We start from the raw sequence: 26,890 nt of genomic DNA, 5'->3' as shown, positions 1-26,890 counted from the left end.
GCGACCCGTAAGTCACGAGCACTGTTGTTCTAAATCGGCTGGAACTGGATCCCCCGCCCGGATCACTGCCTAGCGATTTTCATTACACAATGCCAGCAAAACCCAACAGCCCGCCGGCGAGCAGGAGCCAGAGTGGATTGATGCGCGAGACGGATGCGATCACCGCAACCATTGCGGTCAGGAGCACTGCAACAATTGTGCGATCGGTCGACTGCGCCAGGATCAGGGCACTCGCCGCCATCAATCCGATCGAGAGAGGAACCAGTGCAGCCTGAATCAGGCCGGGCCAGCGCGATTGGCTGGGCCGATTCAGGAGCCGGCTGACATAATAGGCAAGCAGCGCCGTCGGCAGGCACATCGCCAGCGTTGCCGCCAGCGCCCCGGGGATCCCGGCGACGGCATAGCCGATTAACGTCACGATAAGCACGTTCGGACCTGGCGAGAGCTGCGCGATCGCATAGGCATCAGTGAACTGCTTCTCGGTCATCCAGTGATGCACCTCGACCGCGATGCGGTGCATCTCGGGCACCGCCGCCGCGGCGCCGCCGACCGCGAACAGCGACATCAGGCCGAAGGTGGAGATCAGCACCCAGATTGGGTTCTCGGCGTTCATGCTGCTACTTTCCGCCGCAGGAAATAAGTGGCGCCGATACTGACGGGGATTGCGACCAGCAGCACCGTCTGGAGCGGCAGACGGAACACTCCGATGGCGGCGAACACGCCGAGCATCAGGGTGAGCGCGACGGCGTCCACCCGCTTCAACAGCGGGGTCATCATGCGGAAGACCACCGCGATCAACAGGCCTACCGCCGCGCAGGAGATGCCGGCGAGGCTGCGGCTCAGCAGCTCCAATTCGCCGAACTGGGCGTAGATGATCGCGAGAACGGTCATGATCAATGTCGGCGGCAGCAGCAGCCCGGCAAAGGCGGCAACCCCGCCGGCAATCCCGCGCAGCCGCGCGCCGAACACCATCGACAGATTGACGATGTTGGGCCCCGGCAGGAAATGGCAGAGCGCGAAGGTCTCGTTGAACTCGTCCGCGGTCATCCAGCGGTGCTGCTCGACGATGGCCCGCCGGGCAAACACCAGCACGCCGCCGAAACCGGCCAGCGAGATCCGGGCGAATGCCAGGAACAGCGCGGCCAGGTCCGGCGGCGCGGTGACTGGATCCGGCTCTTGATCTGATTCTTGGACGGCCGGTACTGAATCCGAGGACATGTCAGGAGCTTAGAACGAGGGTCGCGCCGCGGCCAAGACAGTCCAGAACCTATCCAAAGGGAACCTTGCGAGGGACGCGCGAAACCTCTGTTTTTCGAAACCTTTGCGCCCTATATTGGGGGTGCCGGTTCGCCGGCTATGGAAATAAACGGTCGTCGCAATAAACCATTCGGACCCGGGGGCGGTACCCGGCGCCTCCACCAAAGCCCACTCGGGGCATGCCCAAGAAGCGGGTTTTGGCGGGGGCGAAATAGGATCGACGAGGGCGTAAAGGGCGTACTTTTTCCCGGTATTGTTCCGCCGTTATCGGGCTACTGCAATAGTTGCCAACGACAACTTTGCTCCGGTTGCTCAGGCTGCGTAACGCAGTTTGAAAGACCATCTTAAAGTCCTAACGGGTTAAGCTCCGTTAGGCGGGGTTCGGAGGCACCTGGCAACAGAAGCCTCCACTTTACTCTTGATTTCTTCCCCGGCGGGGACTCCTGCTGACCCGTCAGGCGCGGTACTATTGCCGCTTGGCGAGTCGGGCCGGCACGGTCCGGCTTCGGGGATGCAACAGGACCACCATGGCGACCGATCATATCCGATACGATGTGCTGGCCCGCGACGCGCTGCGCGGCGTGCTGCGGAAGGTGCTGACCGATGCCGCCGCCCAAGGCCTGCCGGGCGAGCACCATTTCTTCATCACCTTCGTGTCGAAGGCCGAGGGCGTGAAGCTGTCGTCGCGGCTGCTCGCGCAATATCCGGAAGAGATGACGATCATCCTACAGCACCAGTTCTGGGATCTGACCGTGCTCGAGGACCGCTTCGAGGTCGGCCTGTCCTTCGGCGGCATTCCGGAGCGGCTGATCGTGCCGTTCAGCGCCATCAAGAGCTTCCTCGACCCGTCCGTGAAGTTCGGCCTGCAGTTCGACACGTCCGACGTCGCCGAGGTCGCGCCCGAGACGCTGCCGACAGCTCCCGCGCCCTCGGCCGTCGCGGTGCAGACGCCTGCCCCTGAAACGGCGGAAAGCACGGAGGAGCCGGCGGCTCCGAACCAGGGCGGCGCCGAAGTCGTGCGGCTCGATCGTTTCCGCAAGAAATGATCTAGGTTGGGCGCCAAGCCGTCGCGCCCGGCCAGACTGCCTATATAGAAGAGCGCATGAAGAGGCCGCGCGGCGTTTCGCGCGGCAAAATGGATGTGCTCATGGCCAAAGCTTCCCGCTCGAAGACCGCCCGCCCCGCAACCCGCATCGAGACCGACAGCTTCGGTCCCATCGAGGTTGCCGCCGACCGCTATTGGGGCGCGCAGACTGAACGCTCGCGCCAGAATTTTCGTATCGGCACTGATCGCATGCCGATCGCGCTCGTGCACGCGCTTGGCATCGTCAAGCTCGCCGCGGCGCAGTCCAACCTCGAGCTCGGCCTGCTCGACCAGCGCCGCGCGGGCGCCATCATCCGCGCCGCGCGCGAGGTGATCGAAGGCAGACTGGACGATCATTTTCCGCTCGTCGTGTGGCAGACCGGCTCCGGCACGCAGAGCAACATGAACCTCAACGAGGTGATCGCCAACCGCGCCAACGAGCTCTTGGGCGGCGAGCTCGGCGCCAAGAAGCCGGTGCATCCCAACGACCACGTCAACATGAGCCAGTCGTCGAACGACTCTTTCCCGACCGCGATGCACATCGCGGCCGCAAGCCGCATCAATGCCGACCTCGTCCCTGCGCTCGGTGAGCTGCTGCGCGCGCTGCGCAAGAAGGAGAAGGCGTTCGCAAAGATCGTCAAGATCGGCCGCACCCACACCCAGGATGCGACGCCGCTGACGCTCGGCCAGGAATTTTCCGGTTATGCCGCGCAGGTCGAAAGCGGCATCGCCCGGCTCAACGTCGCGGTGAAGGACCTCCATCCGCTGGCGCAGGGCGGCACCGCGGTCGGCACCGGCCTCAACTCCAAGCCGCGCTTTGCAAAGCTGTTCGCAAGGCACGTTGCCGGGATCACGAAACTCCCCTTCACCAGCGCCGCCAACAAATTCGAGGCGCTGGCCTCGAACGATGCCTATGTGCTGGTGCATGGCGCCATCAATTCAGTGGCGACCGGCCTGTTCAAGATCGCCAACGACATCCGCCTGTTGGGATCGGGCCCGCGCTCGGGGCTAGGCGAGCTGATCCTGCCGGAGAACGAGCCGGGCTCCTCGATCATGCCCGGCAAGGTGAATCCGACCCAGTGCGAGGCGATGACCATGGTGTGCTGCCAGGTGTTCGGCAATCACACCGCGATCACGGTGGCCGGCAGCCAGGGCCATTTCGAGCTCAACGTCTACAAGCCCGTGCTCGCCTACAACATGCTGCATTCGATCCGTCTGATGGCGGATGCCGCGCGATCCTTCACCGAGCACTGCGTCAGCGGCATCCGCGCTGACGAAAAGCGCATAAGTGAGCTGATGCAGCGTTCGCTGATGCTGGTGACGGCGCTCGCCCCGAAGATCGGCTACGACAACGCCGCCAAGGTGGCCAAGACGGCCCATGCCAACGGCACCACGCTGAAGGAGGAGGCGCTGCGGCTCGGCTTCGTCTCGGCGGACGAGTTTGATCGCCTGGTGCGCCCCGAGAAGATGACCAGCCCGGGATAGAACTCCGAATTCCGACAGCCATCCGTAATGATACGGACGCTCGATGCCTCAGAAATGTGCGGCTTTGGGGGCGGGATTTGATTACCGTCAATGTTCCGGCGGGACGGCGTGCTACGCAGCCTTTCCGCCCCCCACGACGGGGCGAAATTCATCGTTTGATGGCCCGAGGGCCGATTGACGAGGACGAGCGAATGGCGATCAAGTCTTGTGGGGCGCAAAGCGGCACCCTGTTTCTGAATGTTTCATCCAGCCTGAAGAGGAGCGGATGATGGAGACGCGGCATGGGGAACGTCATCAACCTGAATCGCTTCAGGAAGCGCGCCGAGCGGGAAACCTCGGCGAAACAGGCGGACGCCAACCGGACGAAGTTCGGCCGCACGAAGGCGGAACGGTCGGCGGAGGAGACGCGCGCGGACAAGGCGAAGGCGCACCTGGATCAGCATCAGATCGATCGCGAGGAGCAGCCATGAAGTCGCCCGTCGTGAAACGGTCGATCGTCGTCGCCGGGCACAAGACCAGCGTCAGCCTGGAGGAGGCATTCTGGAACGGCATGAAGGAGATTTCCGGCTTGCGCAACATGACGTTGTCCGAGCTGGTCGGCGAGATCGACAACAATCGCCAGCAGGGCAATCTGTCGTCGGCGATCCGTCTGTTCGTTCTGGACTACTTCAGGAGCCGGGCCATGGCCGCCCAGCCGGACAAGGTCCCGGCCCAGTAGCCAACCCTCGGGGGCGCCTTCGAGGGCGCTCCGCGACCCGCACTTTAAAATCACTCTAAGGTGCGGTTTCAGCGAGCGCGCGCGCTTGACCTCACTGCCCTGCGTTGAAAATACAGGGTATGACCGACACCAATGACACGCGCCCGCACATGCCGCTGGGTCTGGCCCAGCGCGGCTATACCGGCGTCATCCAGCATCTTTCGGTTCGCGAGGCGGGCTCGGCGCTCTCGGACATCGAGCTCGAGAGCCGCCTGATCGAGCTCGGCTTCGTCGAGGGCGCCCGGGTCGAGGTCCTGCACGAGGGGCTGGTCGGGCGCGACCCGATCGCCGTGCGGGTCGACAGCATCACGATCGCGGTCCGCCGCCGCGAAGCCATGGCCATCATCGTCGCCTAGACCGCGACCGGACCTCTGATCCCGGACCAGTGATTCCATGGAATTACCCCTGCTGCATCTCGCCCTGGTGGGCACGCCGAACAGCGGCAAGACCTCGCTGTTCAACGCCCTGACCGGCAGCCGACAGAAGGTCGCGAACTATCCCGGCGTCACCGTCGAGCGCAAGGAAGGCTTCTTCGTCACGCCCCTGGGACGCCAGGTCTCGGTGGTCGACCTGCCCGGCACCTATTCGCTGCGCGGCCGCAGCCCGGACGAGGAGATCACCCGCGACTTCGTGCTCGGCAAGGCCTCCGGCGAGACCGTACCCGATCTCGTGCTGTGCGTGGCCGATTCGACCAATCTGCGGCTGACCATCCGCCTGCTGCTCGAGCTCAAGCGCACGGGACGGCCGATGGTCCTCGTGCTCAACATGTTCGACATCGCCGCCCGCCGCGGCATCACCGTCGACGTCGAGCGGCTCGCCAAGGAGCTCGGCCTGCCCGTGGTCACCTCGATTGCGGTGCGCAAGGGCGGCACCGCCGACCTCTTGAAGCTGACCGACGAGATCTCGGCAAAACTGGCCGCCGAGGCGGACAGCTGGCGCGCACTCAGCGTGTCCGAATTGCGCGCGACCCAGCGCGAGGCCGACCGCATCATCGCCGACTGCGTCAGCCTGCCGAGCCGTCCCGACACCTGGACCGGGCGGATCGATCGGGTCGTGCTGCATCCCGTCGGCGGCCTCATCGTGCTGATGCTGATCCTGTTCGTGATGTTCCAGGCGGTGTTCGCTTGGGCGCAACCGGCAATGGACCTGCTCAAATCCGGCTTCGACGCGCTCGGGGAGCTCGTGCAGGCCACCCTGCCCGACGGCCTGTTGCAGAGCTTCCTGCAGAACGGCGTGATCTCGGGCGTCGGCAGCGTCATCGTGTTCCTGCCGCAAATCATCCTCATCTTCCTGTTCATCCTGCTCCTAGAAGATTTCGGCTACATGGCGCGCGCCGCGTTCCTGATGGACCGCATCATGGGCGGCGCGGGGCTGCACGGCCGTGCCTTCATTCCGCTGCTGTCGAGCTTTGCCTGCGCCATTCCCGGCATCATGGCGACGCGCGTGATCGACAACAAGCGCGACCGGCTGACCACGATCCTGATCGCGCCGCTGATGACCTGCTCGGCGCGCATTCCGGTCTACACGCTGATCATCTCCGCCTTCATTCCGGCGAAGGACGTCTGGGGCTTCATCAACCTGCAGGGCCTCGTGATGTTCGGCCTCTACGCGGCCGGCATCATCAGCGCGCTTGCCGTCTCGTTCCTCATCAAGTTCTTCATGCTGCGCGACTATGCGCCGGCGCCGTTCATGCTGGAGCTGCCGGACTACAAGATGCCGCGGCTGAAATCGATCGCGATCGGCATCTACACCCGCGCCAAGATGTTCCTGGTGCGCGCCGGCACCACGATCTTCTCGATGATGGTGCTGATCTGGTTCCTGGCCTCGTTCCCGCAGCCGCCGGCGGGCGCCACCGAGCCCGCCATCGACTTCAGCCTGGCTGCGATCATCGGCAAGGCGCTTGAGCCGCTGCTCGCCCCCGTCGGCTTCAACTGGCAGATCGCGGTCGCGCTGATCCCGGGCATGGCAGCGCGCGAGGTCGCGGTCGCGGCGCTCGGCACCGTCTACGCGATCGAAGGCGGCAAGGAAGCGGCCGAGCAGATCGGCCAGGTGCTGGCGACGAAATGGTCGCTCGCAACCGCCCTGTCGATGCTGGCCTGGTACATCTTCGCCCCGCAATGCGCCTCGACGCTGGCCGTGATCCGGCGCGAGACCGGAAGCTGGACCTGGATGGCCGTGACCTTCACCTACATGCTGGTGCTGGCCTATGCGGCGAGCCTTCTGACCTACAACGTCGCTGTGGCGCTCGGCGCGGGCTAGCGTCCCTCGCAAAACTAAAACTGCGAAAACAACCCCATGCACAGTAGACGGGGGTTGCGAAATCAATGGCTTACGTGCGGGCAAGAAACCATCCGGCAATAGCCCGGACCGAGCGCAGCAGGCGTCGCGCTCCAAATGCAGTGTTTCCCAGATTGCGCCGAACTCCATCCACGAGACCGCTCTTGCCTGAATTCGGAAAATCAGTTGACCCGTCGGGCAAAACACCGGCACAATGGCATTGTGGAAAGAAAGGCAGGATGCGCCCACGGCGCGATGCTTGCGATCCCTGGCGATTCATCCTGATCTCATCGCGCTTTAGGCCGCGCCGAAGCTGCGCCAGGTCGAACTCGTCAACTTCCTGCACCATCCGCCGGGCGCGCAAAGCCATTGAGCTGGATCAATACCGGTCGTGTCTGCGGCGGCAGCCTCGGGGCCTGACCGCGAAGGACGGACCATGAATGCGCTGTTCAAGGAAATCCGGCACAGCCCGCTTCTGTGGACGCTGGTCTTCGTGCCGGTGGTGATCGCGCTCGCGCACATCATGCCGGAGGCGCATACGCTGCTGTTCGTGCTGGCCGTGGTTGCCATCGTGCCGCTCGCGAGCCTGCTCAGTCACGCAACGGAGGCTGTGGCCGAGAAGACCGGCGATGCGGTCGGCGGGCTGTTGAATGCCACGCTTGGCAATCTCACGGAGCTCATCATCGCCGTCACGGCGTTGCAGGCCGGTCAATACATGCTGGTCAAAGCCTCAATCGCCGGTGCGATCGTGACCAACTCGCTCTTCATGCTGGGCGCTTCGCTGTTTCTGGGCGGATTGAGACATCGCGTGCAGGAGTACAACCGGGCTGGCGGCAGGCTCCATTCCGCGCTGCTGCTGATGGCCACGATTGCCCTGTTGTCGCCCTCGGCCGTGGCCGACCTCAACTTTGCCGGACACGAGGCGACGGTGCAGCGCTTGAGCGCCGCTTTGTCGGTCCTGCTGATTGCGGCTTACGCTCTCAGCCTGCTGTTCTCGCTGAAGACGCACAAGGAGCTGTTTGCGAGCGGCGATCATGGCGAGGCAGGCGGCCCGGTGCTGCCGGTTGCGGTCGCCGTTCCGACACTGGGGGTCGTCACCGTGCTGGTTGCGCTCGTGAGCGAGATCTTCGTCGAGTCGGTGCAGAAGGCCGCCGAAACGCTCGGCATGACCCCGGCATTCGTCGGGTTCATCGTCGTTGCCCTGGTCGGCGCTGCGGCCGAGATGGCCGTGGCGTTTTCCGCCGCACGCCGGAACCGGCTCGACATGAGCGTGAGCATCGCGCTCGGAAGCGCAAGCCAGATCGCTTTGTTCGTCGCACCCGTTCTCGTGCTGCTGAGCTACGTTGTCGGGCCGCACCCCATGGACCTTCAGTTCTGGCCGGGAGCGGTGACCATGGTCACGATCGCCGCCGTGGTGACGAGCTTCATCACCAACGGCGGACGATCGGCCTGGTTCATCGGCGCGCTCCTGCTCTGCATCTACGCGATCTTCGCGATGACGCTCTACATGGTCCCGCCCGGCTCGCACGGTCCGGTCTAGGCTACGGGCTGCGAGCCGGTTGACCCGCCGGGCAAAACGGGAGCACGATAACATCATTGCCCTCAACGACGTCCAGATCGCGACCAACTCTCCTGGCGACACCCTACATGGATCACTTCAGCACCAAAAGGCTGACAGCCGAGAGGCTGAACGAGAGTCACCTCGCCGACCTCGTCGCGCTGCATCTCGATGCCGAGGTGTCCCGTTATCTCGGCGGTGTGCGCCCGGCGGAGACGACGAAGGCTTACCTCGACGTCAACATGGCGCATTGGGACCAGCACGGCTTCGGGCTGTGGGCACTGCGAGCGAGCGACGGCGCATTCGCCGGGCGGGCGGGAATTCGGCACATTCTCGTCGACGACGTCGACGAGATCGAGATCTTCTACGCGTTCACGCGCAGCCTCTGGGGCCGGGGATTTGCCGGCGAGATCGCAACCGCGCTGACGGACGTCGGGCTGGCGCAGCTCGGGCTGCCGTCCCTCATCGGCATCGTCTACGTCGGGAACGGCGCATCGCGCCGCGTACTCGAGAAGTCGAACTACCTCCTCGAGCGGAGCACCAACCGTCGCGGCGAAGACGTCGTGATCTACCGCAAGGCGAAGGCCGCGGGTCCTCCTCTGCGGTGACGGCGACAGCACGCCACCGCGCAAGAAGTTGAGCCGCCCAGCCCCTTAGAGCGGCCCGATCCGCGCCGCGATCACCAGGCGTAGCGCAGCCGCGCGGTGCCGGCATAAGTCGTCGACCGCTCGGCGAACTCGCCGTCGAACTTCGCCATCACCGAGATCCCGCTACGGAACTTCCATTCCGCACCGGCGGTGACCAGCGCGAGGTCACGGGCCGGCGTCGCGCCGTTGACCGCGAAGCTCGCCACCGGAAGGCCGACGAAGCTGACTTTCAGGCGGGGATCGCTGATCTCGTCATGGGCCCATGCCGCTTTGCCGAACAGGTCCAGCACGCTGCCGTCGGGGACGTGCCACGACTTTCCGATCCGGCTGCCGAGCTCGGTGCGCACCGCCGTCACCGTGCCTGCGTCGTAGTTGAGCGCGAACTGCGCCGAACCCGCGGTCGCCGTTTCGCCGTAGGACGGCGTGCGGAAGCCCTGCACCTGAACCGCCGCATAGGGCGTCAGGTCGAGCGCGGTCCACAGCGGAATGCGGTAGCCGCCTTCGATACGCGCACCGAGGTCGTGGGCGTTGAAATCGGCGCGCAGCGTGTCGGCGCCCGCGACGCGCACGATCCGAAACGCGGACGTCCCGTAATTGCCGTAGGAGACCGCGCCAGAGACGTAGGCCGCACCGAACTTGTGCGCGCCGTAGACACCGGCCAGCAAACGGTATCCGGCCGCCAAACACGCCGGATTGGCCGGTCAACGATCCGGATGCTTGGTCCAATTTTGGACCGACACGGCTCGACTGACGTCGCATCCTCAAACATTGGCCACGAGCCGGGCAATCCGCAGGGTCGAGTGCGGTAAGCCATTGCCACTCCCGGCCCCGACGGTCTCCTTCGTTCAACCCGCCCCGGCCGGGTGCGCTGACGGAACTCAATCCGAGTGTGTGAGTTCCATAGACGGACTTTGTCCGGTCCAGGGGGCAGCTCAGCCCAAGACGGGCCTTCTTTTTGGAATGCGTAAAGGGGGTGCAATGACCGGTACGTCCACGGGTGCTTCCGACAGCAGCCCCAAAGATTTGCCAAGAGTTTCGACCGGTAGCGACGGTTTGGATGACATTCTGGGCGGCGGCTTGGATGCCAACCGGATGTATCTCTATGAGGGACGGCCGGGCACCGGCAAGACTACGATATCGCTTCAGTTTCTGCTGCAGGGCGTGCGTGACGGCGAACGCGTGCTCTACATTTCCCTCTCCGAGACCAGGCGTGAGCTGAACCTGGTCGCGCATCGGCATGGCTGGTCGCTCGACGGCGTCGACATCTTCGAGCTGGTCCCGCCGGAGACGACGCTCGATCCCGACCGGGAGCTGACGGTCTTCCATCCCGCCGAGATGGAGCTGAGCGAAACCACCAATCTGATCTTCAAGGAAGTCGAGCGGATCAATCCCGCGCGCATCGTGCTGGACAGCCTCTCAGAATTGCGCCTGCTCGCCCAGAACCCGCTGCGCTACAGGCGCCAGGTGCTGGCCCTGAAGCATTTCTTCACCAACCGCAACTGCACGGTCGTCCTGCTTGACGACCTTTCATCGTCTCAGGACGACCTGCAGCTGCATTCCATCGCGCATGGCGTGGTCATGCTGGAGCAGCTCGCCATCGACTACGGCGCGGAGCGGCGACGGCTTCGCGTCATCAAGATGCGCGGCATTCGGTTTCGCGGCGGCTTCCACGACTTCATGATCGAGCAGGGTGGCCTGCGGATATTCCCTCGCCTCGTGGCGGCCGAACATCACAGGTCCTTTGTCGGAGAGTTCACGCGGAGCGGCAACGCCGAACTCGACCAGCTCCTCGGAGGGGGCCTCGAGCGCGGCACCAATGCGCTTTTCATCGGTGCGGCCGGCGTAGGCAAATCGTCGCTTGCGCTGACCTACGCGATAGCAGCGGCAGAGCGCGGCGAGCACGCCGTGTTCTTCGCCTTCGACGAGGGCCGCGGCACGGTTGAGGCACGCGCGCGGACACTTGGTCTGCCCCTGCAAAAACACCTCGACTCCGGTAGTGTCCGGTTTCAACAGATCGATCCAGCCGAGCTTTCACCGGGCGAGTTCGCCGCCAACGTGCGCCGGAGCGTCGATGATGACAACGCCCGCGTCGTCATCATCGACAGCCTCAACGGCTATCTGAGCGCGATGCCGGACGAACGGTTTCTCGTCCTGCAAATGCACGAGCTGTTGACCTATCTGGGACAGCAGGGGGTGCTGACCATCCTGGTCCTCGCTCAACATGGGCTCGTCGGCCCGATGGATACGCCTCTGGACATCAGCTATTTGAGCGACGCGGTGCTGATGTTGCGCTATTTCGAGGTGGGCGGCACCGTCCGGCGCGCCCTGTCGGTCGTCAAGAAGCGCAGCGGCCAGCACGAGCATACCATCCGTGAGTTTCGCCTCAGCAGCGAGGGCATCAAGCTCGGTCCCCCACTCAGGCACTTCAGCGGCATCTTTTCCGGCAATCCGCATTATACCGGCATGGAAATCCCGGAAGGATCAGCCGAATGAGCGCCGACCGGGACCATCGTGTCCTCATCTTTGCTCCGATCGGGCGCGACGGAGCGGCATCGGCCGAGCTTTTCCGCAACTCGAACCTCGACGCGATCAGCTGCCGAAGCCTGCCCGAGCTCGTCAGCGAGATGACATCCGGCGTGGGTACCGTCTTCCTGGCGGAGGAAGGACTGTTCGGGAGAGACACGACGCCGCTGGCACAATGGATCGAGCGCCAGCCGCCATGGTCCGACCTCCCTTTCGTCGTTCTCACCAGCCATCGAGAGCAACCGGCCGTCGTGGCGTGGCGACGCAGCATCGTCGAGCTTCTCCGTAACGTTTCGCTGCTCGAACGGCCGGTTCAGCCGATCACGCTGACCAGCGCCATCCAATCCGCGATGCGGGCACGCCGGCGTCAATACGAGATTCGGGCGCTGCTCGCGGCACGCGAGCAGACCGCGCAGGAGCTCGAACAGCTGGTGGTCGAGCGGACGCGAGAGCTGGAAGAAGCCAACACGCAGCTTCGCCTCGAGATGGAGGAGCGTGCGCGCGTCGAGGAGACGCTTCGCCAGGCCCAGAAAATCGAGGCCATCGGCCAGCTCACCGGCGGTGTCGCTCATGATTTCAACAATCTGCTGATGGTGATTTCCGGCGGCCTCGACATGCTCGACCGCCAGACGGATCCGAACCGCCGCCGCCGCTTGATGGAGGGGATGATTCAGGCGGCGCAGCGCGGCGCCAGCCTGACCAGGCAGCTTCTGGCGTTTTCCCGCCGGCAGAAGCTTCGGCCGCAGCCCGTCGACGTCGCCGCGCAGATCGGCGGAATGCGTGAACTGCTCGATCGTAGCTTGCGGGGCGACGTTCACGTCGAGTTCGACTTTCCGGACTCGCTGTGGCCGGTGGAAGTCGACCCCGGAGAGCTCGAGCTCGTCATGCTCAATCTGGCCGTCAATGCCCGCGACGCCATGCCCAATGGCGGCACGATCGTTGTGCGCGGGGAAAACCTGCCCGGTTTCAACGGCGAGCAGATCGCGGGCGACTACGTCCGGCTGTCCGTCATCGACACCGGTGTCGGCATGTCTCCGGAGATTCTGGCGCGCGTGTTCGAGCCGTTCTTCACGACCAAGGACGTGGGAAAGGGGTCGGGGCTCGGGCTCGCGCAGGTCCACGGATTTGCGACCCAGTCCCGCGGCACCGTGCGAATTCGATCGGAGGTCGGCCGAGGCACGAGCATCGAGCTGTACTTGCCGCGATCGCACGATCTTCCTTCCAGCGAGCGACATCTGATCGATCTCACCCGGGTGCGGCCGAAAAGAAGCAACCAGGGCCAGGTCCTGCTGGTGGAAGACGACGACGAAGTTGCCGCGCTGGTCAGCGAGATGCTCGGCCAGCTCGGTTTCGAAGTCACGCGCGCCGCCAGCGCTGCCGCGGCTCTCGGCGCTTTGGCCGATGGCCGCTCGGTCGATGTTGTTTTTTCGGACATCATGATGCCGGGCGGCATGAACGGCGTCGAGCTCGCACGCGAGATCAGAAAACGGCGAAGCGACATCCCGGTATTATTGACCAGCGGATATGCCGAAGCCTCAGCCCACGACGCCCACGCAGCGGGCATCCAGATCCTCGCGAAGCCCTACCACATCGACGAGCTGGCGGCAGCGCTGAGCGCGGCAAGATCCAGTCTACAGCCCGATGCAGGATCCAAGCGCTCCAATTCCTGCTGAGAGCGGTCCAGGATTCGCTGCGTCCATCCAGGTACGAAGTCTTACCGGAAATAGCCCAGCACGAGATCGATGTCCGGGCCGCCGGCGACCGTGCCGTTCAGCTCGGCGTCGATGACGCGGCGGCAGGCTTCGATCGCGGCGTGGTCGCCGAGATCATTTGCGGCTTCCAGCACGAGCCAGGCCGCGTCCACCGACGCCTTGTCAGGTGCTCCGCCGCCGATCTCGGCGGTAACGGCACTGTTGAGGTTCTTCTTGCGAACGGCGGTGCCGAATTGAGGCAACATTGCAAATACTCCCCTGTCGAATTCCCGCTCAGTGGACCTGAAGCTCGGGCTGACGGCCCGTAGCGGAATCGGCACCCGCGCTATTCTTGCGCGACTGGTAGAACTTCAGAACGCTGCGCGAGGTCTCGATCTTGAGCCGGCCGAAATCGCGTTCGTTGTCGTGGAGCTCGCGCGCCGTGATCAGATGATCCTTGGCGCCGAGGAACAACAACGACATGGTCGTGTCCCAGGAGAAGTCGAGCGCCTTGCACAGCACCAGAATCATCTCGCGGTTGCGGTCCATCATCGCGCGCTCGATCACGTCGACCGGCAGCGACGAGAGCAGCGACAGGCCGATCTGCACCTCATCGAAGCGATGCTGGCGCGCGTAGTTCGAGATCGAATCCTGATTGAGGTTGCCCTGGCGATGCTGCGTCGTCACCACGCGCTTGGCGACGAAATAGCTGCGCGAGGACGGGCCGAACTTGGACTGAAGATCGCCGGTGACCTCGGTCACCGAGCTCTGGATCTGCGCCATCATTTCGGGCCGCTCGGTCTCGAGGCGGCGGCGGACGTCTTCCGACGCCTTCGAGATCAGCTGCTGAAAGATGTGGCGCGGCACGTCCTTGCGCAGGCCAAGCTGCTCGGCGAGGATCGAATCGCCCTCGGCGCGCCGCACCATGTGCAACAGGCCAGAGCCCGAGAAGCGCGCGCCCTCGTTCCTGGCCACCGACGTCACGACCTCCTGATCGCCGCGCTTGACCAGCACGTCAGTCACGGCCTCGCCGATCGACTTGCGCTGGGCGATCGCGAGCAGATGCGACTGTCCCTTGGTCATGGCGCTCTCGATCAGCATCTTCTCGTCGAGACGATTGGAGTCGCGCAGCACGGGACCGGCGACCTCGATCTCGTCGTCGAGGGCGAGCTTTTCGATGACGTTCAGGGGAGCGTGATCGCATGCCGACATCAGCTCCGAGAGCTGCGCCCGCGCGGCGACCTCGATCTCTTCGGCGAGCCGGCCGATGACCTCGCCGAACATGCTGATCTCGTCGTCGCTGTAGCGGCCGGTAATCAGAATGTCAGTCGCATGCCACAGCGCCTTCGCCCGGCTTTCGTCGGTGCCGCGCGCGATCGCGTCGTCCAGATCCTGTAGAAGCGATTTCGCCCCGTTCATCTCGATTACCCCAGTTCTTGGTCGTTCTTTTGCGAACCGTTGCGCCTCAGTTGACGCGACGCCGAATTCCTCTGGAAACCGACGCTAGCGATGAAACGCGAGAATTCAGTAAAATCGGCAAATCAGTTTTGCCGGGCAAAATTCATTCAAATGCGAGGGAATGGATTTACCGATGTGCAGGGCTGCAAGTGTCGAGAAGCTTGAGGCACCGAAGCCTCTCCGGCGTCATGGCCGGGCTTGTCCCGGCCATCCACGCCTTGCCCACGACGAAGAACGTGGATGCCCGGGACAAGCCCGGGCATGACGAAGCACCTCACGGATTCTGCGGCGTCAGCACCAGCGGCGGTTTTGGCCTGGGCTTTGCGGGCGGCGGGCCCGGGGCCGGCCTCACGTCGATTGGCGGCGGCAGCGGTGCGAGCTGTTGGCTCGCAAGCGGCGGGCTTGGCGCGGCGGGCGCTGCCTGCGGAGCCTTCGGCGTCGGCGCGGCCCTGGGTTCAACTTTAGACTTCGACGGCGCGCGGCGCGGGTCCTGGCCCGGCAGCGGTACATTGGCGGGCGCCTGCTCGGGCGCTGCGTCCGGAGACACCAGCGTCGGCAGCGCCGCGGTCGCCGGTGGCGGCTCGCCGCGCTCGATAGCATCGAGCCGGCGCGTCTCGCGGTCGATCGTGCGCACTGCAAGCCACGAGGACAGCGGAGCAAGATCGATCGTGCGGCTCAGCCTGTCGGGAGGTCCCGCCGCGAACATCTGGATCTCCGGCGGGGCGCCGGAGAGGCCGGTCATGATCGGCGTCAGGCTGGCGCGGATGTCGGCCTGGTCGGCGGGAATGTCGTAGCCGCCGGAGACGATGGCGCGGGCGTTCTTCGCCTCGAGCGGCGTCGCGCCGACGCGCAGCCGCCCGTCGCGGATCGTGAACGGGATTTGCGCCGAGGCCACCGCGATCGGTGCGGCGGCAAGCGCGGGCTCGACGAGCTGCCGCAAGCGGTTGTCGTCGGAGACCTGGCCGCCGTCGCTGGCGCGGATGGCGATCTCGAATGCGCGCGGATTGAGGCCGCTGATTTCCGCGGAGTCCAGCGTCACCGTGCCGTTGCCGGCGAGCGCGCCGGTGAGGGCCGCGACGCTGCGGCCCTGGCTGGTCAGCGCCATCTGCACCGAGACGCGCCCCTTCGGCAGCGCAAGATCGCGGTAGCGCAGCGTCGCCGCATCGACATTGCCGAGCTCGATACGCGCGTTCAACGCGAGACCACCCGCGCCATTGCGCGCGTCAAAACTCGCCGACATCTCGCCGCCGCCAACGCCGCCTTTCAGCGCATCGAACGCGAGCGACTGGCCGTCGCTGCGGATCGTGCCGCCGAAGGGGCGGAGCTCGATGCCGCCTGGCAACGTCCCGCGCAACGCCTGGAAGGCGATCCGGCCGCGCCAGCCCGTGATGAGCCCTGCGCTCAGCGGTTCGCCCGTATCGTGCCCGGCCGCGCCGATCGCCATCGCGAGCGCCGGCGCCAGATCGAGCGTATCGAGACCGACTTCGCCATCGACGCTCTTCTCCGGATCCAGCGTCACCGCGAGATGGCCGCGCAGATGCGAGCCGGCCGCATTGCCGTCGAGATCGTCGAAGGTCAGGCGATTGCCCGTCAGCGTGAGGCGGGAGGACAGGCTGACGTTCTGCGCCGATGTGTCAGTCGGGCTGATTCCGAGCAGCGGTGCCAGATTGGCGTTGCGCACGCGCAGATTCACGCTGCCTTTCGGCTCCGACAATTCGACGCTGCCCTGCGCATCGGCATCCAGACCGCCGCCGCTGAGCTTTGCATTCAATTGCAACGGCCGCCGCCAGGCGCCGGTCAGCTTGCCCTCGAATTGCGAAGCACCCTCGCCTGCGGCCACCACGCGATCGAGTCCGAGCAGCGCCAGCAGTGCGCCGGCCTGCGGCGTCGAGACTTTCGAATCCAGCGTGAAGTCGCTGCTGCGCAGGCGGTCGAGATCGATGCCGCCGATGGCGGCTGCCGGCATCTGCGCGGCCAGCGTCGCGGTCGCCTTGAGCTGCGGCGCGTCGAGCTCGAGCACGGCGCGGGCATTGCTGCGATCGGCATGCTCGGCATTCTTGTCGAGGCTGAGATCGAGCTTGAGGCGGGTCGCCCCTGGCAGCGCCGGGATGGCATCGAAGCGCGCGCGCACCGCGGGCGCAAACGGCTCGATCAGCGCGGCGAGCTCGCGCAGCGAATTGGCCGAGGATTTCAGCGCGAGCTTGCCGGTGGCCTTGGTGCGATCGAAGCTGCCGCTCGCCTCGGTGGTCACGCCGCTGGCCTGGCCGAAGCGCAGCTGCTCCAGCGACAGCGATGCGGGGCCGTAGCCGAGCCTTGCCGCGAACGGGCGCAGCTCCTGGCCGGCGGAGATCGCGCGGCCGATATCGAGCGAGAGTTTTGCCTCTTCCGGCCACTCGCCTTGCGGTCCCGCCAGCGCGCGCACGAAGCTTGCGGCGGCGTCGAGGTCGAGCCGGTCGGCCTTCAGCTCGGCGTCGATCCGCGAGCCCTTGCTCGCGCCTGTTTGCACGAAGGCGATGCGGCCTTGCACAGTGCCGCCTTCGATGTCGGCCTTGAGCCTGTCGATGGCGAGATGGTTGGCGGCGATCGTCACGTCGCCGGCAAGGCGCAGCGGCCGCGTGCTGCGGCGGTTGATCTCGCTGCGGCCCTGGAGCCAGGCCATCAGCGTATCCGGGTCGGACGATTCGACGCTGAGACGGCCGCTGAAACTGTCGGCGCCGGGCGTCGCCCCGTTGAGCGAGAGCCGCGTCATGCCGGGGGCGCGCAGCTCGAGCCGCTGGAAGGTCCAGGATCGTCCGTCGGTCTGAAGCTCGGCTGAGATGTTCTGCAGCGGACGGCCGCCGAGCATGATCTGGTCGGAGTTGAACTCGATTTGCGCCGGGATCGGCGCCTGCGGAATTGCGGCGAGCCCTGCGCGCAGCGCCGGCAGGATGCGGAGCGGCTCGGCATCGCCCTTGGCCGTCAGCCTGTCGGCATCGACCTGGCGCGCCGACAGCACCGCGCGCAGCAGCGGCGAGGCACCCCATTTGAGGTCGCCGACGCCGCCGAGCTTCAGCGCGGAGTCTTCAGTGCCGAAGCTCGCGTCGATCTGCTCGAACTTCGCGCCAGCCGGGTCCGCTTTGAGCTTGGTCGTGAGCTTCCATGGTGTCGGCCCCGCCTCGGCTCCCTTCTTGACCGTCGGCACGGCCAGCGTCAGCGCACCGTCGAATTTCGGCAGGCGGTTGTCGAAGGCGAGCACGCCTTCGAGATCGGCGAGGATGGCGCGCTCGCCGGGATCGATGTTGAGGTGCAGACGGGTGGCGTTGCCGTCGGCGCTCGGGCCGGAGGAGACGCGGAACGGATAGCGCACCCCCGCGGCGGTGAAACTGCCATCGCCGCGCACCGAGCCGGCGAGCGAGCGGACGTCGCCGGAGAAAGCGATGTCGTTCAGCTCCAGCGTCGAGCGGCTGGCGGCATCGTGCAGGGCAATGCGGCCGGTGAGATTGAGCCGCTCGATGGCGAGGGATGCCAGATTGAAGGTGCCGCTCGCGGTGGAGGGCAAATCGACCCGTCCCCTCGCATCGAGGCCGAGATCGACCGCCATGCCGCCCACCGAAAGCTCGGTGGCGCGCCATTCCCCGCGCATCAGGGAGCTGAGGCTGAACTCGACGTCGAGCTTGTCGGCGCGGAGGCGGCCGAGATCGTTGTTGCCGCCGAAGGTGACGGAGCGCAGCCGCAGCGTCGGCGCCGGCAACAGCCGCGCGTCGAGCTCGCCCGCGACCCGCACCGGCACGCCGATGATCTTGCCAGCCTCCGCCTCGAACTGGGGCCTGAACTGGTTCCAGTCGACGTAGTAAGGCCCGATCAGCGCGGCCAGCAGCGCAATGATGAAGGCAATCGCCAATCCGAGCAGCGTCGTCTGCACGGGTCTCCCCTCGGCCAAACCGGCAACCGGACCAAACCCTGGCCTTAGTGGACTTCAGGCGTGCCGGAACAGTCCCTTATATAGGGGGAAGTGTGGCGAAGTCACAGCGACTGTTGCGCGCGGAGGTTAACGCTGGGACGCGAAACCCTCGCCCTAAGGAGGCCACGGAACGCGGCCGTCTCGAAGGGCGAGGCCCGGCTATCGCCGCGTGGATGCAACAGGGCCTTTCATCCTTCGAGACGCCCGCTTCGCGGGCTCCTCAGGATGAGGGTCAACGCTGGCAGAACCAGCGCCGACGCCTCACCAGCTCGCCGGCAGCCTCTTGAGGCCGCGCAGCACGAAGGTCGGCCGCCATTCCGGGTTTTCGACGTCGTCGATGCGCAAATCCGGCAGCCGCCGCAGCAGCGTGGCAATGGCGATCTCGGCCTCGATGCGCGCCAATTGGGCGCCCAGGCAGAAATGGATGCCGCCGCCGAACGACAGCGGCTTCACGTTCTGGCGGGTGACATCAAGCCGGTCCGGCCTGTCAGGGTAGACCGCCGGATCGCGGTTGGCCGAGCCGAGCAGGCACAGCACGGTCTCGCCCTTGGGGATCCTCTTGCCGCCGAGATCCTCGATATCCTCCAGCGTGACGCGTCCGGTCATCTGCACCGAGGAATCGTAGCGCAGGAATTCTTCGATCGCGCCTTCCATCAGTTCGGGGCGCGCCTTGAGCAGCGCAAGCTGGTCCGGATTGCGGTGAAGCGCCAAAAGGCCGTTACCGATCAGGTTGACGGTGGTCTCGTGGCCGGCGCCGAACAGCAGGATGATGTTGGCGGTCAACTCCTCGTTGGTGAGCTTGTTGCCGTCCTCCTCGGCCTGCACGAGCTGGGTGGTGAGATCGTCCCCGGGATTGCGCCGGCGCAGCTCGAACAGCTGCTGGAAATACATCTGCGCCATCAGGTTGCCCTCGTTGCCCTTCTTGATCTCCTCCGGAGTAAGGGGCACGGGATCGAGCAGCCGCCCGCCGTCGCGCGAGCTCTTGTAGAAGACCTCGCGATGATCCTCGGGGATGCCGAGCATCTCACAGATGATGGTGACGGGCAGGCGAAAGGCGAAATCCTCGATCAGGTCCATGTGGCCGCGGTCGATCACGGCGTCGATGGCCTGGTCGACAATTTGCTGGATGCGCGGCCGCATGTCCTCGACCCGGCGCGCGGTGAAGGCCTTCACGACGAGGCCGCGCAGGCGGGTGTGGTCGGGCGGATCGGCCTGCAGCATCCAATGGCTCATGCTGCGGAACACCGGCTCGTCCATGATCTTGTCGCTGTAGCGGCGCGTGGAGCGCTCGACGAAATCCTTGCCGAAGCGCTTATCGCGCATCACGAGGCTGACATCGGCGTGGCGGCTGGTGACGAACTGGCCGAACGGCGTCACGTGGACCGGATCGATCGTGCGCAACCGGTCGTAATGCGGATAGGGATCGCGGATGAAGTCCGGCGACAGCGGGTTGAACAGCGGTGCGCCGCCGGCGCCTTGCACGTGCTCGTTCATGGTGACCTCAAATCGGTTGCCGCATGACACGAATACGCCGTTCGCAGCCCCACTGCCCGGCGTAACCATCCCTGAATTTATCAACTCGATACATTGTTGTATCGAGTTGCATTCTGCCCTAACCTCCTCCGATGTCAAGGGCGAGAACCAGGCCGACCAGGGACGATACGCGCGACAAGCTGTTCGAGGCGGCTGCGCGCGTGTTCGAGGAGGACGGCATCGGCGGCGCCAGCATCGAGGCGATCGCGGCGGCGGCAGGCTTCACCCGCGGCGCGTTCTATTCGAACTTCAAGAGCAAGGACGAGCTGATCATCGCCATGCTCGAGGATCATGTCGAGCAGTCGATCCGTCGCAACCTCGACATCCTCGCCGAGCACGACAATCTCGACGATTTCATCGCGGCGCTGAAGACGATGGACCGCAGCCGGCAGGACCCGCTCGGCCGCTCGCCGCTGCTGCACATGGAGATGATCCTGTTCGTCGCGCGCGCCGAGAAGCGCCGCCCCGAACTTGCAAAGCGCCTGCGTGCGCGGCGCAAGCTGGTCGCCGACATCGTCGAGGCGACCTTGAAGAGCAACGGCAAGAACGACAAGCTGAACCCGCCCTGGATGGCCTCAATCGTGCTCGCGCTCGAAGATGGCTTCCGCCTGCACCGGCTCATCGATCCGGAGACGACGCCGGCCGACAGTTTTCTGCGCGCGATTACGGATTTGCGGCGCAGGACGGGATTGGCGTCGGACCAGAGAGAGTCCTGATGCATCGCCAAGCCGGCTCGCGGACGACTATTGCGCTGTGACATCGTCGTTGCCGACGCGGCGACGATAGTGCTGGCTATGGCCGTGCCAAAGGCGCATGGTCTCGGACGCTGGCACCTGTTGGGGCTTCACTTGCGAAAGGCAGGCGTGCATGACTATCCGCTCGCGGCGAGTCGATCGGCTCTGTGGATCTGGCGAATGCGCAAGCCGCGGACGGGAGCATCGCCAATGACTGACCAGCCGGTCGATCTCGACAAGCACCGCGGCATGGCCGCGCAAAAGGCGACCGACCTGCGCCGCGCGCTGGCCGACGTCGAAGCCCAGGTCAGGGAGCTGCGCGAGCGCGAGGCCGATCTCGAGCATCGCATGATGACGGTGCCTGCCGCGTCCTGGGCGGAGGCCGCGGTGAAGGCGCGTCATTTGCTCAACCTCTATGCCGCGGCCCTGCCCGCCGAGGACACGCGGCACCGCGCGCTCGTGTCAGCGCTGTTCGACGATTTCGCCCGGCTGTCGGGGGAGAGCTGAGGTGAACGACCGCCGCCTGCATTCTCAACACGTGCCACCGCGCGACGGGAAAGCAGGCGGCCGGTCGCCGGCGGTGATTTGAGGGCGTGAAGGTGCCTGGCAATCACGTAACGGAGCAAGCCATGACATTGACCAGCGGCCGCTTTATCAGCCACGAACACGACCGGATGATCGTGCGGTTCTCGATGCATGACGGCACCAGGGAGATTCCTTGCGCGATCTCGACCTCCGCGATGGACTATCTCGAGCGCGGCCCGCAAGTCAGGCCCGAGCAGCGGGAGGCCCAGTTCACCCGCCTGCGGGATCGCATCGAAGCACGCGCGGCGAGCAAATATCGCGCGACGGAGTTCGAAGGCACGCCGCCGGGCATCGTGTTACGCGGCATCGATTTCAGGCCATAGGGGACAGCAGCACCGCGACAGCCGGATGCATGGCAGAAGGACCTGACATCGTTGCGGTCCCGTGATCGCAGCCAATCCCAACGTTTTCTCTACTCCGTCCGAGCTTTAACCTCCGGCAAGGGCGGTTTACGTTCAAAGGGCTTCTTTTTCGGCGGCGCGGGCAGCAACCCCTCCCTGATCGCCTGCTTCCTGGCAAGCTTGCGGGCGCGACGAATAGCATCAGATTTCTCGCGGGTCTTTCTCTCCGACGGCTTTTCATAAGAACGCCGTTGCTTCATTTCCCGGAAGACGCCCTCGCGCTGCATCTTCTTCTTGAGAACGCGGAGTGCCTGCTCGATATTGTTGTCTCTGACGAGTACGTGCAATTGATCCTCCGAGCTGGGGGCTGCGAATGCGACACGTCCTGCAGGGCAGCCAATTGCGCAGGAGCTTCATTGCGGTTTTTGAGGATGGTAGCGGCGACACTTGTCGCGGCCTCGGACGAGCCGATCTGCTTGTCACAGCGATGCAGCTTGGCGGCGTGAACGTGACCACCGTCGTGCAGCGCTGTCAATCGCTAACGTCCCGCTTGCAGGTCGATGGACACAAAGCGCCTCGATCGGAACAGGAGAACTGCCTCGCAGAAGACAAACTGGCTTAGCGCCTTGCAAAATCGTGGAAATCGTGTATATTGAACTCGTTCGATTAGCCGCTGTGCCTTGTTGAATGCGCCCGCGGGCTCCTTTTCCAGAGACATCGACGAAGTTGAAGATGGCCGCGTGGTTGTCACGCGGGACGCGCTTGCGCGCTTTGGAGAAGAAGATGACGACAGGTACTGTCAAGTGGTTCAATGGCCAAAAGGGCTTCGGTTTCATCCAGCCGAACGACGGTGGCAACGATGTGTTCGTTCACATCAGCGCCGTTGAAAGGGCTGGTCTTGCAGGTCTCGGAGAGGGCCAAAAGGTCAATTTCGAGGTCAAGACCGATAAGATGCGAGGTAAAGTCAGCGCCGAGAACCTCTCGCTGGCTTGATATCGTGGCGCCGTTTCACGGATGTACTGAAACGGCCGCCCTGCCCGCTCAATCCCAGGATTGAGCGGGTTTAGTCGTTTTCGGAGCCGGGGGAACGATGAGCACCAAGAAACCGGCAGAGCCGTCACCCGAAAGCGTCGCGCGGTCCGATCGTCGGCGCTTGGCCGCTGAAGACGGAGCGCAGGCATTGGCCGATGCCGAAAGGCAGGCCGTCGAGGTTCGCAAGAACATGGCGCGGCTCCGAGCGGCGCGCGAGGCCAAGGAAGCGGCTGACGAAGCTCTTCGGCTCGCTTTGCCGGCGCCGGCGCCCAAGAAGCGTTCACGGAAGCCGGCGCGATAGTCGTCTTCAGACCGCCGCCGAAATTTGGGGGGCCGATCACATGCCGGAGAGTGCAGATCGTGCCTAGAATTAAACCAGACCACGGAACCATCACTTTCTTTCTCGCGTCCGGCGCAGATCGCCAGATGTGCCGGCTTGCCACGACATTCAACACGCAGAAACAGGCCTTCAGCTATTTACAGAAGCATCGAACGGAGTTCGAGCGCATGGCGCGGGCGCGCCTTGCTTCAGGGGAGCTCGAAGACGGGATTGTCGTGCTTTCGATGCTCTAGTCGGAGCGTGGACGTGAGCATGAGCACTTTCGGCGATCTCAATTGACCGGTCGAACTCTCTCGCAGACGAGCATCGCTCTCAAGACAGAGGCCGCTCGCACCTCGAACATTGATGGCCAGACCGTGTCTGCTGGCGAAAGGCTCAAGCTGTTGGCAGCATTGGCAAGAGACCGCCGGTCTCCGCAGCCCGCCAACTGGTTAAATCCGGACCTCTGGTGATAGTTGGCGGCGGAGTGAGGGCGACCAACGATGGAATCCGTTCCCGCCGAAGCGGACTCCCGCTCGATCGCGGAACGGCTTGTCTATCGACTACATCCCGAGAACCGACTTGACCGATCCAGCTTCGCTGAAGGACCAATCAATGGGCCTGTTCTCCGTCAGGAAGACGATTGAATTGGCCGGATCAAAGCCAATCTCGGCCAGTCGACCGCGAACATCCTTGTACAAAGCTTCCTTTTGCACGTCGGAGCGGCCCGCAAGCAACGTGATTTCAATGATGATGGTCGAGCTCGGATCGCGTCGTCCCAAGAACGTCGGATGACAGATCATCTCGCCTGGGGGATACCGCGAGATCAAGCAAAAGTCGTCGTCCGGATTGACGCCGCAGGTGGCCACGAGACTTGCATGGAGGCACGCATTGATGGCCTGGCATGTCTCAGTTGCCAGTTCCTGCGGGACGTGAAGTCGGTTGAACGGCATTTGTCTTGTTCAGCCCAATAGGCATCATTTGATGCGCGGAGATATCCGATCTCTGGTTCCCGAGCAACACATCCCCAAAGACTACGCCGACCGCCTCGCCGCGCCCCCACCTGCCGGCTTGACATCAAGCCGCCCCAGCATCGCCCTCGCCTGCCGGCGCAGTGCTCGATCAGCCATCGCTCGAAGGCGACGGGGGGAAGCGCGGGGGCGTAGAGGAAGCCTTGCAAGACGTCGCAGCCGAGCTCGGCCAGTGTCTTGCGCTGGCCCTCGGTCTCGACGCCCTCGGCGACGACGGTCATGCCGAGGCCCTGGCCGACGCGCACCACGGCGGTTGCGATCGCGAGCGCGCCCGCGTCTTTCTCGATGTCGCGCATGAAGCTGCGGTCGATCTTCAATTCGCGGATCGGCAGATGCGCGAGCCGGCTGAGGCTCGAATAACCGGTGCCGAAATCGTCCACGGCGAGGCCGACGCCGAGCTCACGGATCGCGTTCATCGTCTCCAGCGCCGCGACGCTGTCCTGCATGAACGCGCCTTCGGTGATCTCCAGCATCAAGGCGTCCGCCGGCAGATCGTATTCGGCGAGGATGTCCTTGAGCCGCGCGGCCAGCGTGACGCTACGGAAATTGATCGGCGACAGGTTCACCGAGACGCAGGGAATGTTGAGTCCGGCGCGGCGCCAGCTCGCCATTTGGCGGCACGCCTCGCGCACCGACCACAGGCCGATCTGCTCGATCAGGCCGCACTCCTCGGCGAGCGGGATGAACTTTGCCGGCGAGACGTCGCCGAGCACGGCATCACGCCAGCGCGACAGCGCCTCGACGCCGTGGACAGCGCCGTCGCAGCTGCGGATCTGCGGCTGGTAACTCAGGCTCAGCGCTCCTTCCGCGATGGCGCGGCGGAGCGCTGCGATCAGCGCCAGCCGCTGCTCGGTAAGCCCATTCATCTGCGCGCTGAAAATGCGATGGGTCGAGCGTCCGGCCTGCTTGGCCATGTACATGGCGGCATCGGCCTGCTGCATCAGGGTATCGATGTCGGTGGCATGGTCGGGATAGAGGCTGATGCCGATGCTTGCCGACATCTGCAACTGCCGGGAGCCAAGCCGCAGCGGCGCGGCGAGCGCTTCGGTGATTGCGGCCGCGACGCGCTCGGCGCCCTCGGCGTTGCGCTGCGGCAGCAGGATGACGAACTCGTCGCCGCCGAGCCGTCCCAGCATGTCTTCGGGCCCGATCTGCTCGCGCAGGCGCTGGGCGAGCTGGATCAGCAGCTCGTCGCCGGCGGCGTGACCCAGCGTGTCATTGACGTCCTTGAAATGATCGACGTCGAGGAAGGCCAACGCCACATGGCTGCCGGTCGGGCAGGCATCGATCGCGGTGGTGATCAGGTGCCGCAGCTGCGCGCGGTTCGGCAGGCCGGTGAGGATGTCGTGATAGGCGAGCCGCGCGATCTCGGCGCGCGCTTCCTTGCGCTCGATCGCGAAGGCACCGAGATTGACGCAGGCCTCGACGATGCGTCGGTGCCAATTGCTCGGCGCGCGGGGCTCCCGATAGTAGAAGGCGAAGGTCGCGATGACGCGGCCGTCCTTGGCCTTGACCGGGGTCGACCAGCAGGCGCGCAGGCCGATCGAAAGCGGCATCGCCTTGTAAGGCTGCCAGCGGGGATCGGTCTCGAGATCGGTTGCCAGCACCGGTTCGCCATAGAAGGCGGCGGTGCCGCAGGAGCCGACATTGGGGCCAATCGCAACACCGTCCAATGCGCGGGAATAGTCCTCAGGCAGGCTGGGACCGCCGAGCGGGTGGATCAGGCCCGCGGCATCGACGTGAAGCAGCGAACAGACCACGTCGGGCGCGATCTCCTCGACACGGCCACAGAGCCGGTCGGCGATCTCACCGATCGGCACCTCGTCGGCGAGTGCACCCATGATGAGCTGTTGGAGCGAGCGCAGCTGCTTGGTCTCGGTGATGTCATCGAGCAGCGCGAAGATGTGCTTGACCCGGCCCTTCCTGTCGCGGAAGGCATCGATCCGGGCGCTGGCCCAGATCTCTGCGCCGTCCTTGGTATAGATCAGGACCTCGGCTTCACCGCCCGGACCGCCCTCGATGAGGCGCCGTCCGATCCTCGTCAGCACTTTGCGGTTGGTGTGGCGGCCAGCCAGCAGGTCGGTCGCCCGCCGCCCCTCAGCTTCCGCGGCGGAATAGCCGAATAGCGAGGTGAACGCCGCATTGGTGTAGCGGATGTCGAGCTCGGTGTCGGTGATGAGCACGGCGCGGTTGGTCTGATCCGAGACGGCGTCGAGCAGCGCGATCCGCGCGCGGCGTTCCGCTTCGATGGTAACGTCGCGCGCGAACACGACGCGATGGGTCACGCCGCCGCTCGCGAAGGACGAAAGCGAGACGGCCGCCCGGATCCGGCTGCCGTCGGGCCGTGTGAGGCTGATCTCGTCGCGGAACTCCGCGATCGAATCGTCCTGAAGACATTTCAAGGTGAGAATGTCAGCATCGCGGCCGAGCACGTCGGTGCGCACAAGCTTCCAGATCCGCTCGGCACCGGCGTTGAAATGCGTGACGCGCCGCGCGCTGTCGACAATGACAATGGCATCGTCGACGCGTTCCAGCGCGGCCAACAGCACGTCCGGCATTTCCGTCACAAGGCAATCGGAGGCAGACATCATTTGGACCGAGGAGGCATCGGGAAGAAGCGGCAATCGACCCGAGGCTA

The 26,890-nt window shown here is 64.9% G+C and carries 27 protein-coding genes and 1 other RNA gene; 17 read left to right on the top strand and 11 right to left on the bottom strand.

What is annotated here, in order from left to right; all coding sequences use genetic code 11:
* Positions 1-82: 82 nt before the first annotated feature.
* Positions 83-613, bottom strand: a complete 531-nt coding sequence (locus tag IVA81_RS23670; RefSeq protein ID WP_247322442.1) for a chromate transporter — start codon at positions 611-613, stop codon at positions 83-85.
* Positions 610-1,218 (bottom strand): chromate transporter, encoded by a 609-nt coding sequence (locus tag IVA81_RS23665; protein ID WP_247322441.1) that lies wholly within the window; start codon positions 1,216-1,218, stop codon positions 610-612. The genes IVA81_RS23670 and IVA81_RS23665 overlap by 4 nt, the downstream gene beginning before the upstream one ends.
* Before the next feature lie 84 nt (positions 1,219-1,302).
* Between IVA81_RS23665 and ssrA the strand changes: the two genes are divergently transcribed.
* From ssrA to IVA81_RS23630, 7 genes are all read left to right on the top strand, one after another.
* Positions 1,303-1,669, top strand: a transfer-messenger RNA (tmRNA) gene (ssrA, locus tag IVA81_RS23660).
* A gap of 115 nt (positions 1,670-1,784) precedes the next feature.
* The gene (locus IVA81_RS23655) at positions 1,785-2,303 is read left to right on the top strand and encodes a ClpXP protease specificity-enhancing factor SspB (protein WP_028145462.1); all 519 of its coding nucleotides are present in this window, start codon (positions 1,785-1,787) and stop codon (positions 2,301-2,303) included.
* A gap of 89 nt (positions 2,304-2,392) precedes the next feature.
* Positions 2,393-3,826, top strand: a complete 1,434-nt coding sequence (fumC, locus tag IVA81_RS23650) for a class II fumarate hydratase (protein ID WP_247323187.1) — start codon at positions 2,393-2,395, stop codon at positions 3,824-3,826.
* A 281-nt stretch (positions 3,827-4,107) separates the two neighbouring features.
* Complete coding sequence (locus IVA81_RS23645; RefSeq protein ID WP_247322440.1) at positions 4,108-4,296, top strand: DUF4169 family protein; 189 nt, start codon at positions 4,108-4,110, stop codon at positions 4,294-4,296.
* A complete protein-coding gene (locus tag IVA81_RS23640; protein ID WP_247322436.1) occupies positions 4,293-4,544 on the top strand; it encodes a ribbon-helix-helix domain-containing protein in 252 nt (83 codons plus the stop codon). Before IVA81_RS23645 ends, IVA81_RS23640 begins: the two co-directional genes overlap by 4 nt.
* Positions 4,545-4,663: 119 nt before the next feature.
* A complete protein-coding gene (locus IVA81_RS23635; RefSeq protein ID WP_247322433.1) occupies positions 4,664-4,939 on the top strand; it encodes a FeoA family protein in 276 nt (91 codons plus the stop codon).
* A gap of 37 nt (positions 4,940-4,976) precedes the next feature.
* The gene (locus IVA81_RS23630; RefSeq protein ID WP_247322431.1) at positions 4,977-6,842 is read left to right on the top strand and encodes a ferrous iron transporter B; all 1,866 of its coding nucleotides are present in this window, start codon (positions 4,977-4,979) and stop codon (positions 6,840-6,842) included.
* A 70-nt stretch (positions 6,843-6,912) separates the two neighbouring features.
* On the opposite strand, the gene IVA81_RS23625 is transcribed toward IVA81_RS23630, so the two are convergent.
* On the bottom strand, positions 6,913-7,230 hold the full coding sequence (locus IVA81_RS23625) for a hypothetical protein (protein ID WP_247322428.1): 318 nt from the start codon (positions 7,228-7,230) through the stop codon (positions 6,913-6,915).
* 66 nt (positions 7,231-7,296) lie between these two features.
* Here IVA81_RS23625 and cax point away from each other — a divergent pair, with 66 nt between their 5' ends.
* On the top strand, positions 7,297-8,400 hold the full coding sequence (gene cax, locus IVA81_RS23620) for a calcium/proton exchanger (RefSeq protein WP_247322424.1): 1,104 nt from the start codon (positions 7,297-7,299) through the stop codon (positions 8,398-8,400).
* Between the two features lie 107 nt (positions 8,401-8,507).
* The gene (locus IVA81_RS23615) at positions 8,508-9,026 is read left to right on the top strand and encodes a GNAT family N-acetyltransferase (protein WP_247322423.1); all 519 of its coding nucleotides are present in this window, start codon (positions 8,508-8,510) and stop codon (positions 9,024-9,026) included.
* 71 nt (positions 9,027-9,097) lie between these two features.
* On the opposite strand, the gene IVA81_RS23610 is transcribed toward IVA81_RS23615, so the two are convergent.
* Positions 9,098-9,730 (bottom strand): autotransporter outer membrane beta-barrel domain-containing protein, encoded by a 633-nt coding sequence (locus IVA81_RS23610; protein ID WP_247322420.1) that lies wholly within the window; start codon positions 9,728-9,730, stop codon positions 9,098-9,100.
* A gap of 313 nt (positions 9,731-10,043) precedes the next feature.
* On the opposite strand from IVA81_RS23610, the gene IVA81_RS23605 reads away from it, so the two are divergent.
* Together IVA81_RS23605 and IVA81_RS23600 are read left to right on the top strand one after the other, a co-directional pair.
* Positions 10,044-11,558, top strand: a complete 1,515-nt coding sequence (locus tag IVA81_RS23605; RefSeq protein ID WP_247323185.1) for an ATPase domain-containing protein — start codon at positions 10,044-10,046, stop codon at positions 11,556-11,558.
* Complete coding sequence (locus IVA81_RS23600) at positions 11,555-13,261, top strand: ATP-binding protein (RefSeq protein ID WP_247322418.1); 1,707 nt, start codon at positions 11,555-11,557, stop codon at positions 13,259-13,261. The genes IVA81_RS23605 and IVA81_RS23600 overlap by 4 nt, the downstream gene beginning before the upstream one ends.
* A 41-nt stretch (positions 13,262-13,302) precedes the next feature.
* Here IVA81_RS23600 and IVA81_RS23595 read toward each other — a convergent pair whose 3' ends face one another.
* The 4 genes from IVA81_RS23595 to IVA81_RS23580 form a co-directional block, all read right to left on the bottom strand.
* Positions 13,303-13,545, bottom strand: coding sequence for a hypothetical protein (locus tag IVA81_RS23595; RefSeq protein ID WP_247322417.1), 243 nt, complete (start codon positions 13,543-13,545; stop codon positions 13,303-13,305).
* Between the two features lie 28 nt (positions 13,546-13,573).
* Positions 13,574-14,698 (bottom strand): DUF2336 domain-containing protein, encoded by a 1,125-nt coding sequence (locus IVA81_RS23590; protein ID WP_247322416.1) that lies wholly within the window; start codon positions 14,696-14,698, stop codon positions 13,574-13,576.
* 313 nt (positions 14,699-15,011) lie between these two features.
* Complete coding sequence (locus tag IVA81_RS23585) at positions 15,012-18,638, bottom strand: AsmA-like C-terminal region-containing protein (RefSeq protein ID WP_247322414.1); 3,627 nt, start codon at positions 18,636-18,638, stop codon at positions 15,012-15,014.
* 300 nt (positions 18,639-18,938) lie between these two features.
* Positions 18,939-20,171, bottom strand: a complete 1,233-nt coding sequence (locus IVA81_RS23580; RefSeq protein ID WP_247322412.1) for a cytochrome P450 — start codon at positions 20,169-20,171, stop codon at positions 18,939-18,941.
* 131 nt (positions 20,172-20,302) lie between these two features.
* Between IVA81_RS23580 and IVA81_RS23575 the strand changes: the two genes are divergently transcribed.
* The 3 genes from IVA81_RS23575 to IVA81_RS23565 all read left to right on the top strand — a co-directional run bounded on the left by IVA81_RS23575 (position 20,303) and on the right by IVA81_RS23565 (position 21,852).
* Positions 20,303-20,926, top strand: a complete 624-nt coding sequence (locus tag IVA81_RS23575; protein WP_247322411.1) for a TetR/AcrR family transcriptional regulator — start codon at positions 20,303-20,305, stop codon at positions 20,924-20,926.
* Between the two features lie 228 nt (positions 20,927-21,154).
* Complete coding sequence (locus tag IVA81_RS23570; protein ID WP_247322408.1) at positions 21,155-21,451, top strand: hypothetical protein; 297 nt, start codon at positions 21,155-21,157, stop codon at positions 21,449-21,451.
* A gap of 122 nt (positions 21,452-21,573) precedes the next feature.
* Positions 21,574-21,852 (top strand): DUF1488 domain-containing protein, encoded by a 279-nt coding sequence (locus IVA81_RS23565; protein WP_247322406.1) that lies wholly within the window; start codon positions 21,574-21,576, stop codon positions 21,850-21,852.
* Positions 21,853-21,941: 89 nt separating this feature from the next.
* Here the strand turns inward: IVA81_RS23565 and rpsU are convergent, their stop codons facing one another.
* Positions 21,942-22,217, bottom strand: a complete 276-nt coding sequence (rpsU, locus tag IVA81_RS23560) for a 30S ribosomal protein S21 (protein ID WP_247322405.1) — start codon at positions 22,215-22,217, stop codon at positions 21,942-21,944.
* 436 nt (positions 22,218-22,653) lie between these two features.
* Between rpsU and IVA81_RS23555 the strand changes: the two genes are divergently transcribed.
* The 3 genes from IVA81_RS23555 (at position 22,654) to IVA81_RS23545 (ending at position 23,475) form a co-directional block, all read left to right on the top strand.
* Complete coding sequence (locus tag IVA81_RS23555; RefSeq protein WP_247323183.1) at positions 22,654-22,863, top strand: cold-shock protein; 210 nt, start codon at positions 22,654-22,656, stop codon at positions 22,861-22,863.
* A gap of 97 nt (positions 22,864-22,960) precedes the next feature.
* Complete coding sequence (locus IVA81_RS23550; protein WP_247322403.1) at positions 22,961-23,203, top strand: transcriptional regulator; 243 nt, start codon at positions 22,961-22,963, stop codon at positions 23,201-23,203.
* 50 nt (positions 23,204-23,253) lie between these two features.
* Positions 23,254-23,475 (top strand): hypothetical protein, encoded by a 222-nt coding sequence (locus IVA81_RS23545; protein ID WP_247322401.1) that lies wholly within the window; start codon positions 23,254-23,256, stop codon positions 23,473-23,475.
* A gap of 309 nt (positions 23,476-23,784) precedes the next feature.
* Here IVA81_RS23545 and IVA81_RS23540 read toward each other — a convergent pair whose 3' ends face one another.
* Positions 23,785-24,024, bottom strand: a complete 240-nt coding sequence (locus IVA81_RS23540; RefSeq protein ID WP_247322399.1) for a tautomerase family protein — start codon at positions 24,022-24,024, stop codon at positions 23,785-23,787.
* 23 nt (positions 24,025-24,047) lie between these two features.
* Positions 24,048-26,843 carry an EAL domain-containing protein gene (locus IVA81_RS23535; protein WP_247322397.1) on the bottom strand — a complete coding sequence of 932 codons (2,796 nt, stop codon included), beginning with the start codon at positions 26,841-26,843 and terminating at the stop codon, positions 24,048-24,050.
* Between the last annotated feature and the right edge of the window lie 47 nt (positions 26,844-26,890).

It is taken from the genome of Bradyrhizobium sp. 141, assembly GCF_023074055.1.
Taxonomy (GTDB): domain Bacteria; phylum Pseudomonadota; class Alphaproteobacteria; order Rhizobiales; family Xanthobacteraceae; genus Bradyrhizobium.
This window is presented reverse-complemented; position numbering and strand designations above follow the sequence as displayed.

Excerpts from the sequence above, each read along its gene's own strand:
- IVA81_RS23575 (WP_247322411.1), top strand. The coding sequence starts at position 20,303 with ATGTCAAGGGCGAGAACCAGGCCGACCAGGGACGATACGCGCGACAAG.
- IVA81_RS23655 (WP_028145462.1), top strand. The coding sequence starts at position 1,785 with ATGGCGACCGATCATATCCGATACGATGTGCTGGCCCGCGACGCGCTG.
- IVA81_RS23630 (WP_247322431.1), top strand. The coding sequence starts at position 4,977 with ATGGAATTACCCCTGCTGCATCTCGCCCTGGTGGGCACGCCGAACAGC.
- IVA81_RS23590 (WP_247322416.1), bottom strand. The coding sequence starts at position 14,698 with ATGAACGGGGCGAAATCGCTTCTACAGGATCTGGACGACGCGATCGCG.
- cax (WP_247322424.1), top strand. The coding sequence starts at position 7,297 with ATGAATGCGCTGTTCAAGGAAATCCGGCACAGCCCGCTTCTGTGGACG.
- IVA81_RS23540 (WP_247322399.1), bottom strand. The coding sequence starts at position 24,024 with ATGATCTGTCATCCGACGTTCTTGGGACGACGCGATCCGAGCTCGACC.
- IVA81_RS23570 (WP_247322408.1), top strand. The coding sequence starts at position 21,155 with ATGACTGACCAGCCGGTCGATCTCGACAAGCACCGCGGCATGGCCGCG.
- IVA81_RS23550 (WP_247322403.1), top strand. The coding sequence starts at position 22,961 with ATGAGCACCAAGAAACCGGCAGAGCCGTCACCCGAAAGCGTCGCGCGG.
- fumC (WP_247323187.1), top strand. The coding sequence starts at position 2,393 with ATGGATGTGCTCATGGCCAAAGCTTCCCGCTCGAAGACCGCCCGCCCC.
- IVA81_RS23600 (WP_247322418.1), top strand. The coding sequence starts at position 11,555 with ATGAGCGCCGACCGGGACCATCGTGTCCTCATCTTTGCTCCGATCGGG.
- IVA81_RS23605 (WP_247323185.1), top strand. The coding sequence starts at position 10,044 with ATGACCGGTACGTCCACGGGTGCTTCCGACAGCAGCCCCAAAGATTTG.
- IVA81_RS23640 (WP_247322436.1), top strand. The coding sequence starts at position 4,293 with ATGAAGTCGCCCGTCGTGAAACGGTCGATCGTCGTCGCCGGGCACAAG.
- IVA81_RS23580 (WP_247322412.1), bottom strand. The coding sequence starts at position 20,171 with ATGAACGAGCACGTGCAAGGCGCCGGCGGCGCACCGCTGTTCAACCCG.
- IVA81_RS23565 (WP_247322406.1), top strand. The coding sequence starts at position 21,574 with ATGACATTGACCAGCGGCCGCTTTATCAGCCACGAACACGACCGGATG.
- IVA81_RS23595 (WP_247322417.1), bottom strand. The coding sequence starts at position 13,545 with ATGTTGCCTCAATTCGGCACCGCCGTTCGCAAGAAGAACCTCAACAGT.
- IVA81_RS23665 (WP_247322441.1), bottom strand. The coding sequence starts at position 1,218 with ATGTCCTCGGATTCAGTACCGGCCGTCCAAGAATCAGATCAAGAGCCG.
- IVA81_RS23670 (WP_247322442.1), bottom strand. The coding sequence starts at position 613 with ATGAACGCCGAGAACCCAATCTGGGTGCTGATCTCCACCTTCGGCCTG.
- IVA81_RS23615 (WP_247322423.1), top strand. The coding sequence starts at position 8,508 with ATGGATCACTTCAGCACCAAAAGGCTGACAGCCGAGAGGCTGAACGAG.
- IVA81_RS23635 (WP_247322433.1), top strand. The coding sequence starts at position 4,664 with ATGACCGACACCAATGACACGCGCCCGCACATGCCGCTGGGTCTGGCC.
- IVA81_RS23535 (WP_247322397.1), bottom strand. The coding sequence starts at position 26,843 with ATGATGTCTGCCTCCGATTGCCTTGTGACGGAAATGCCGGACGTGCTG.
- IVA81_RS23645 (WP_247322440.1), top strand. The coding sequence starts at position 4,108 with ATGGGGAACGTCATCAACCTGAATCGCTTCAGGAAGCGCGCCGAGCGG.
- IVA81_RS23625 (WP_247322428.1), bottom strand. The coding sequence starts at position 7,230 with ATGGCTTTGCGCGCCCGGCGGATGGTGCAGGAAGTTGACGAGTTCGAC.
- IVA81_RS23555 (WP_247323183.1), top strand. The coding sequence starts at position 22,654 with ATGACGACAGGTACTGTCAAGTGGTTCAATGGCCAAAAGGGCTTCGGT.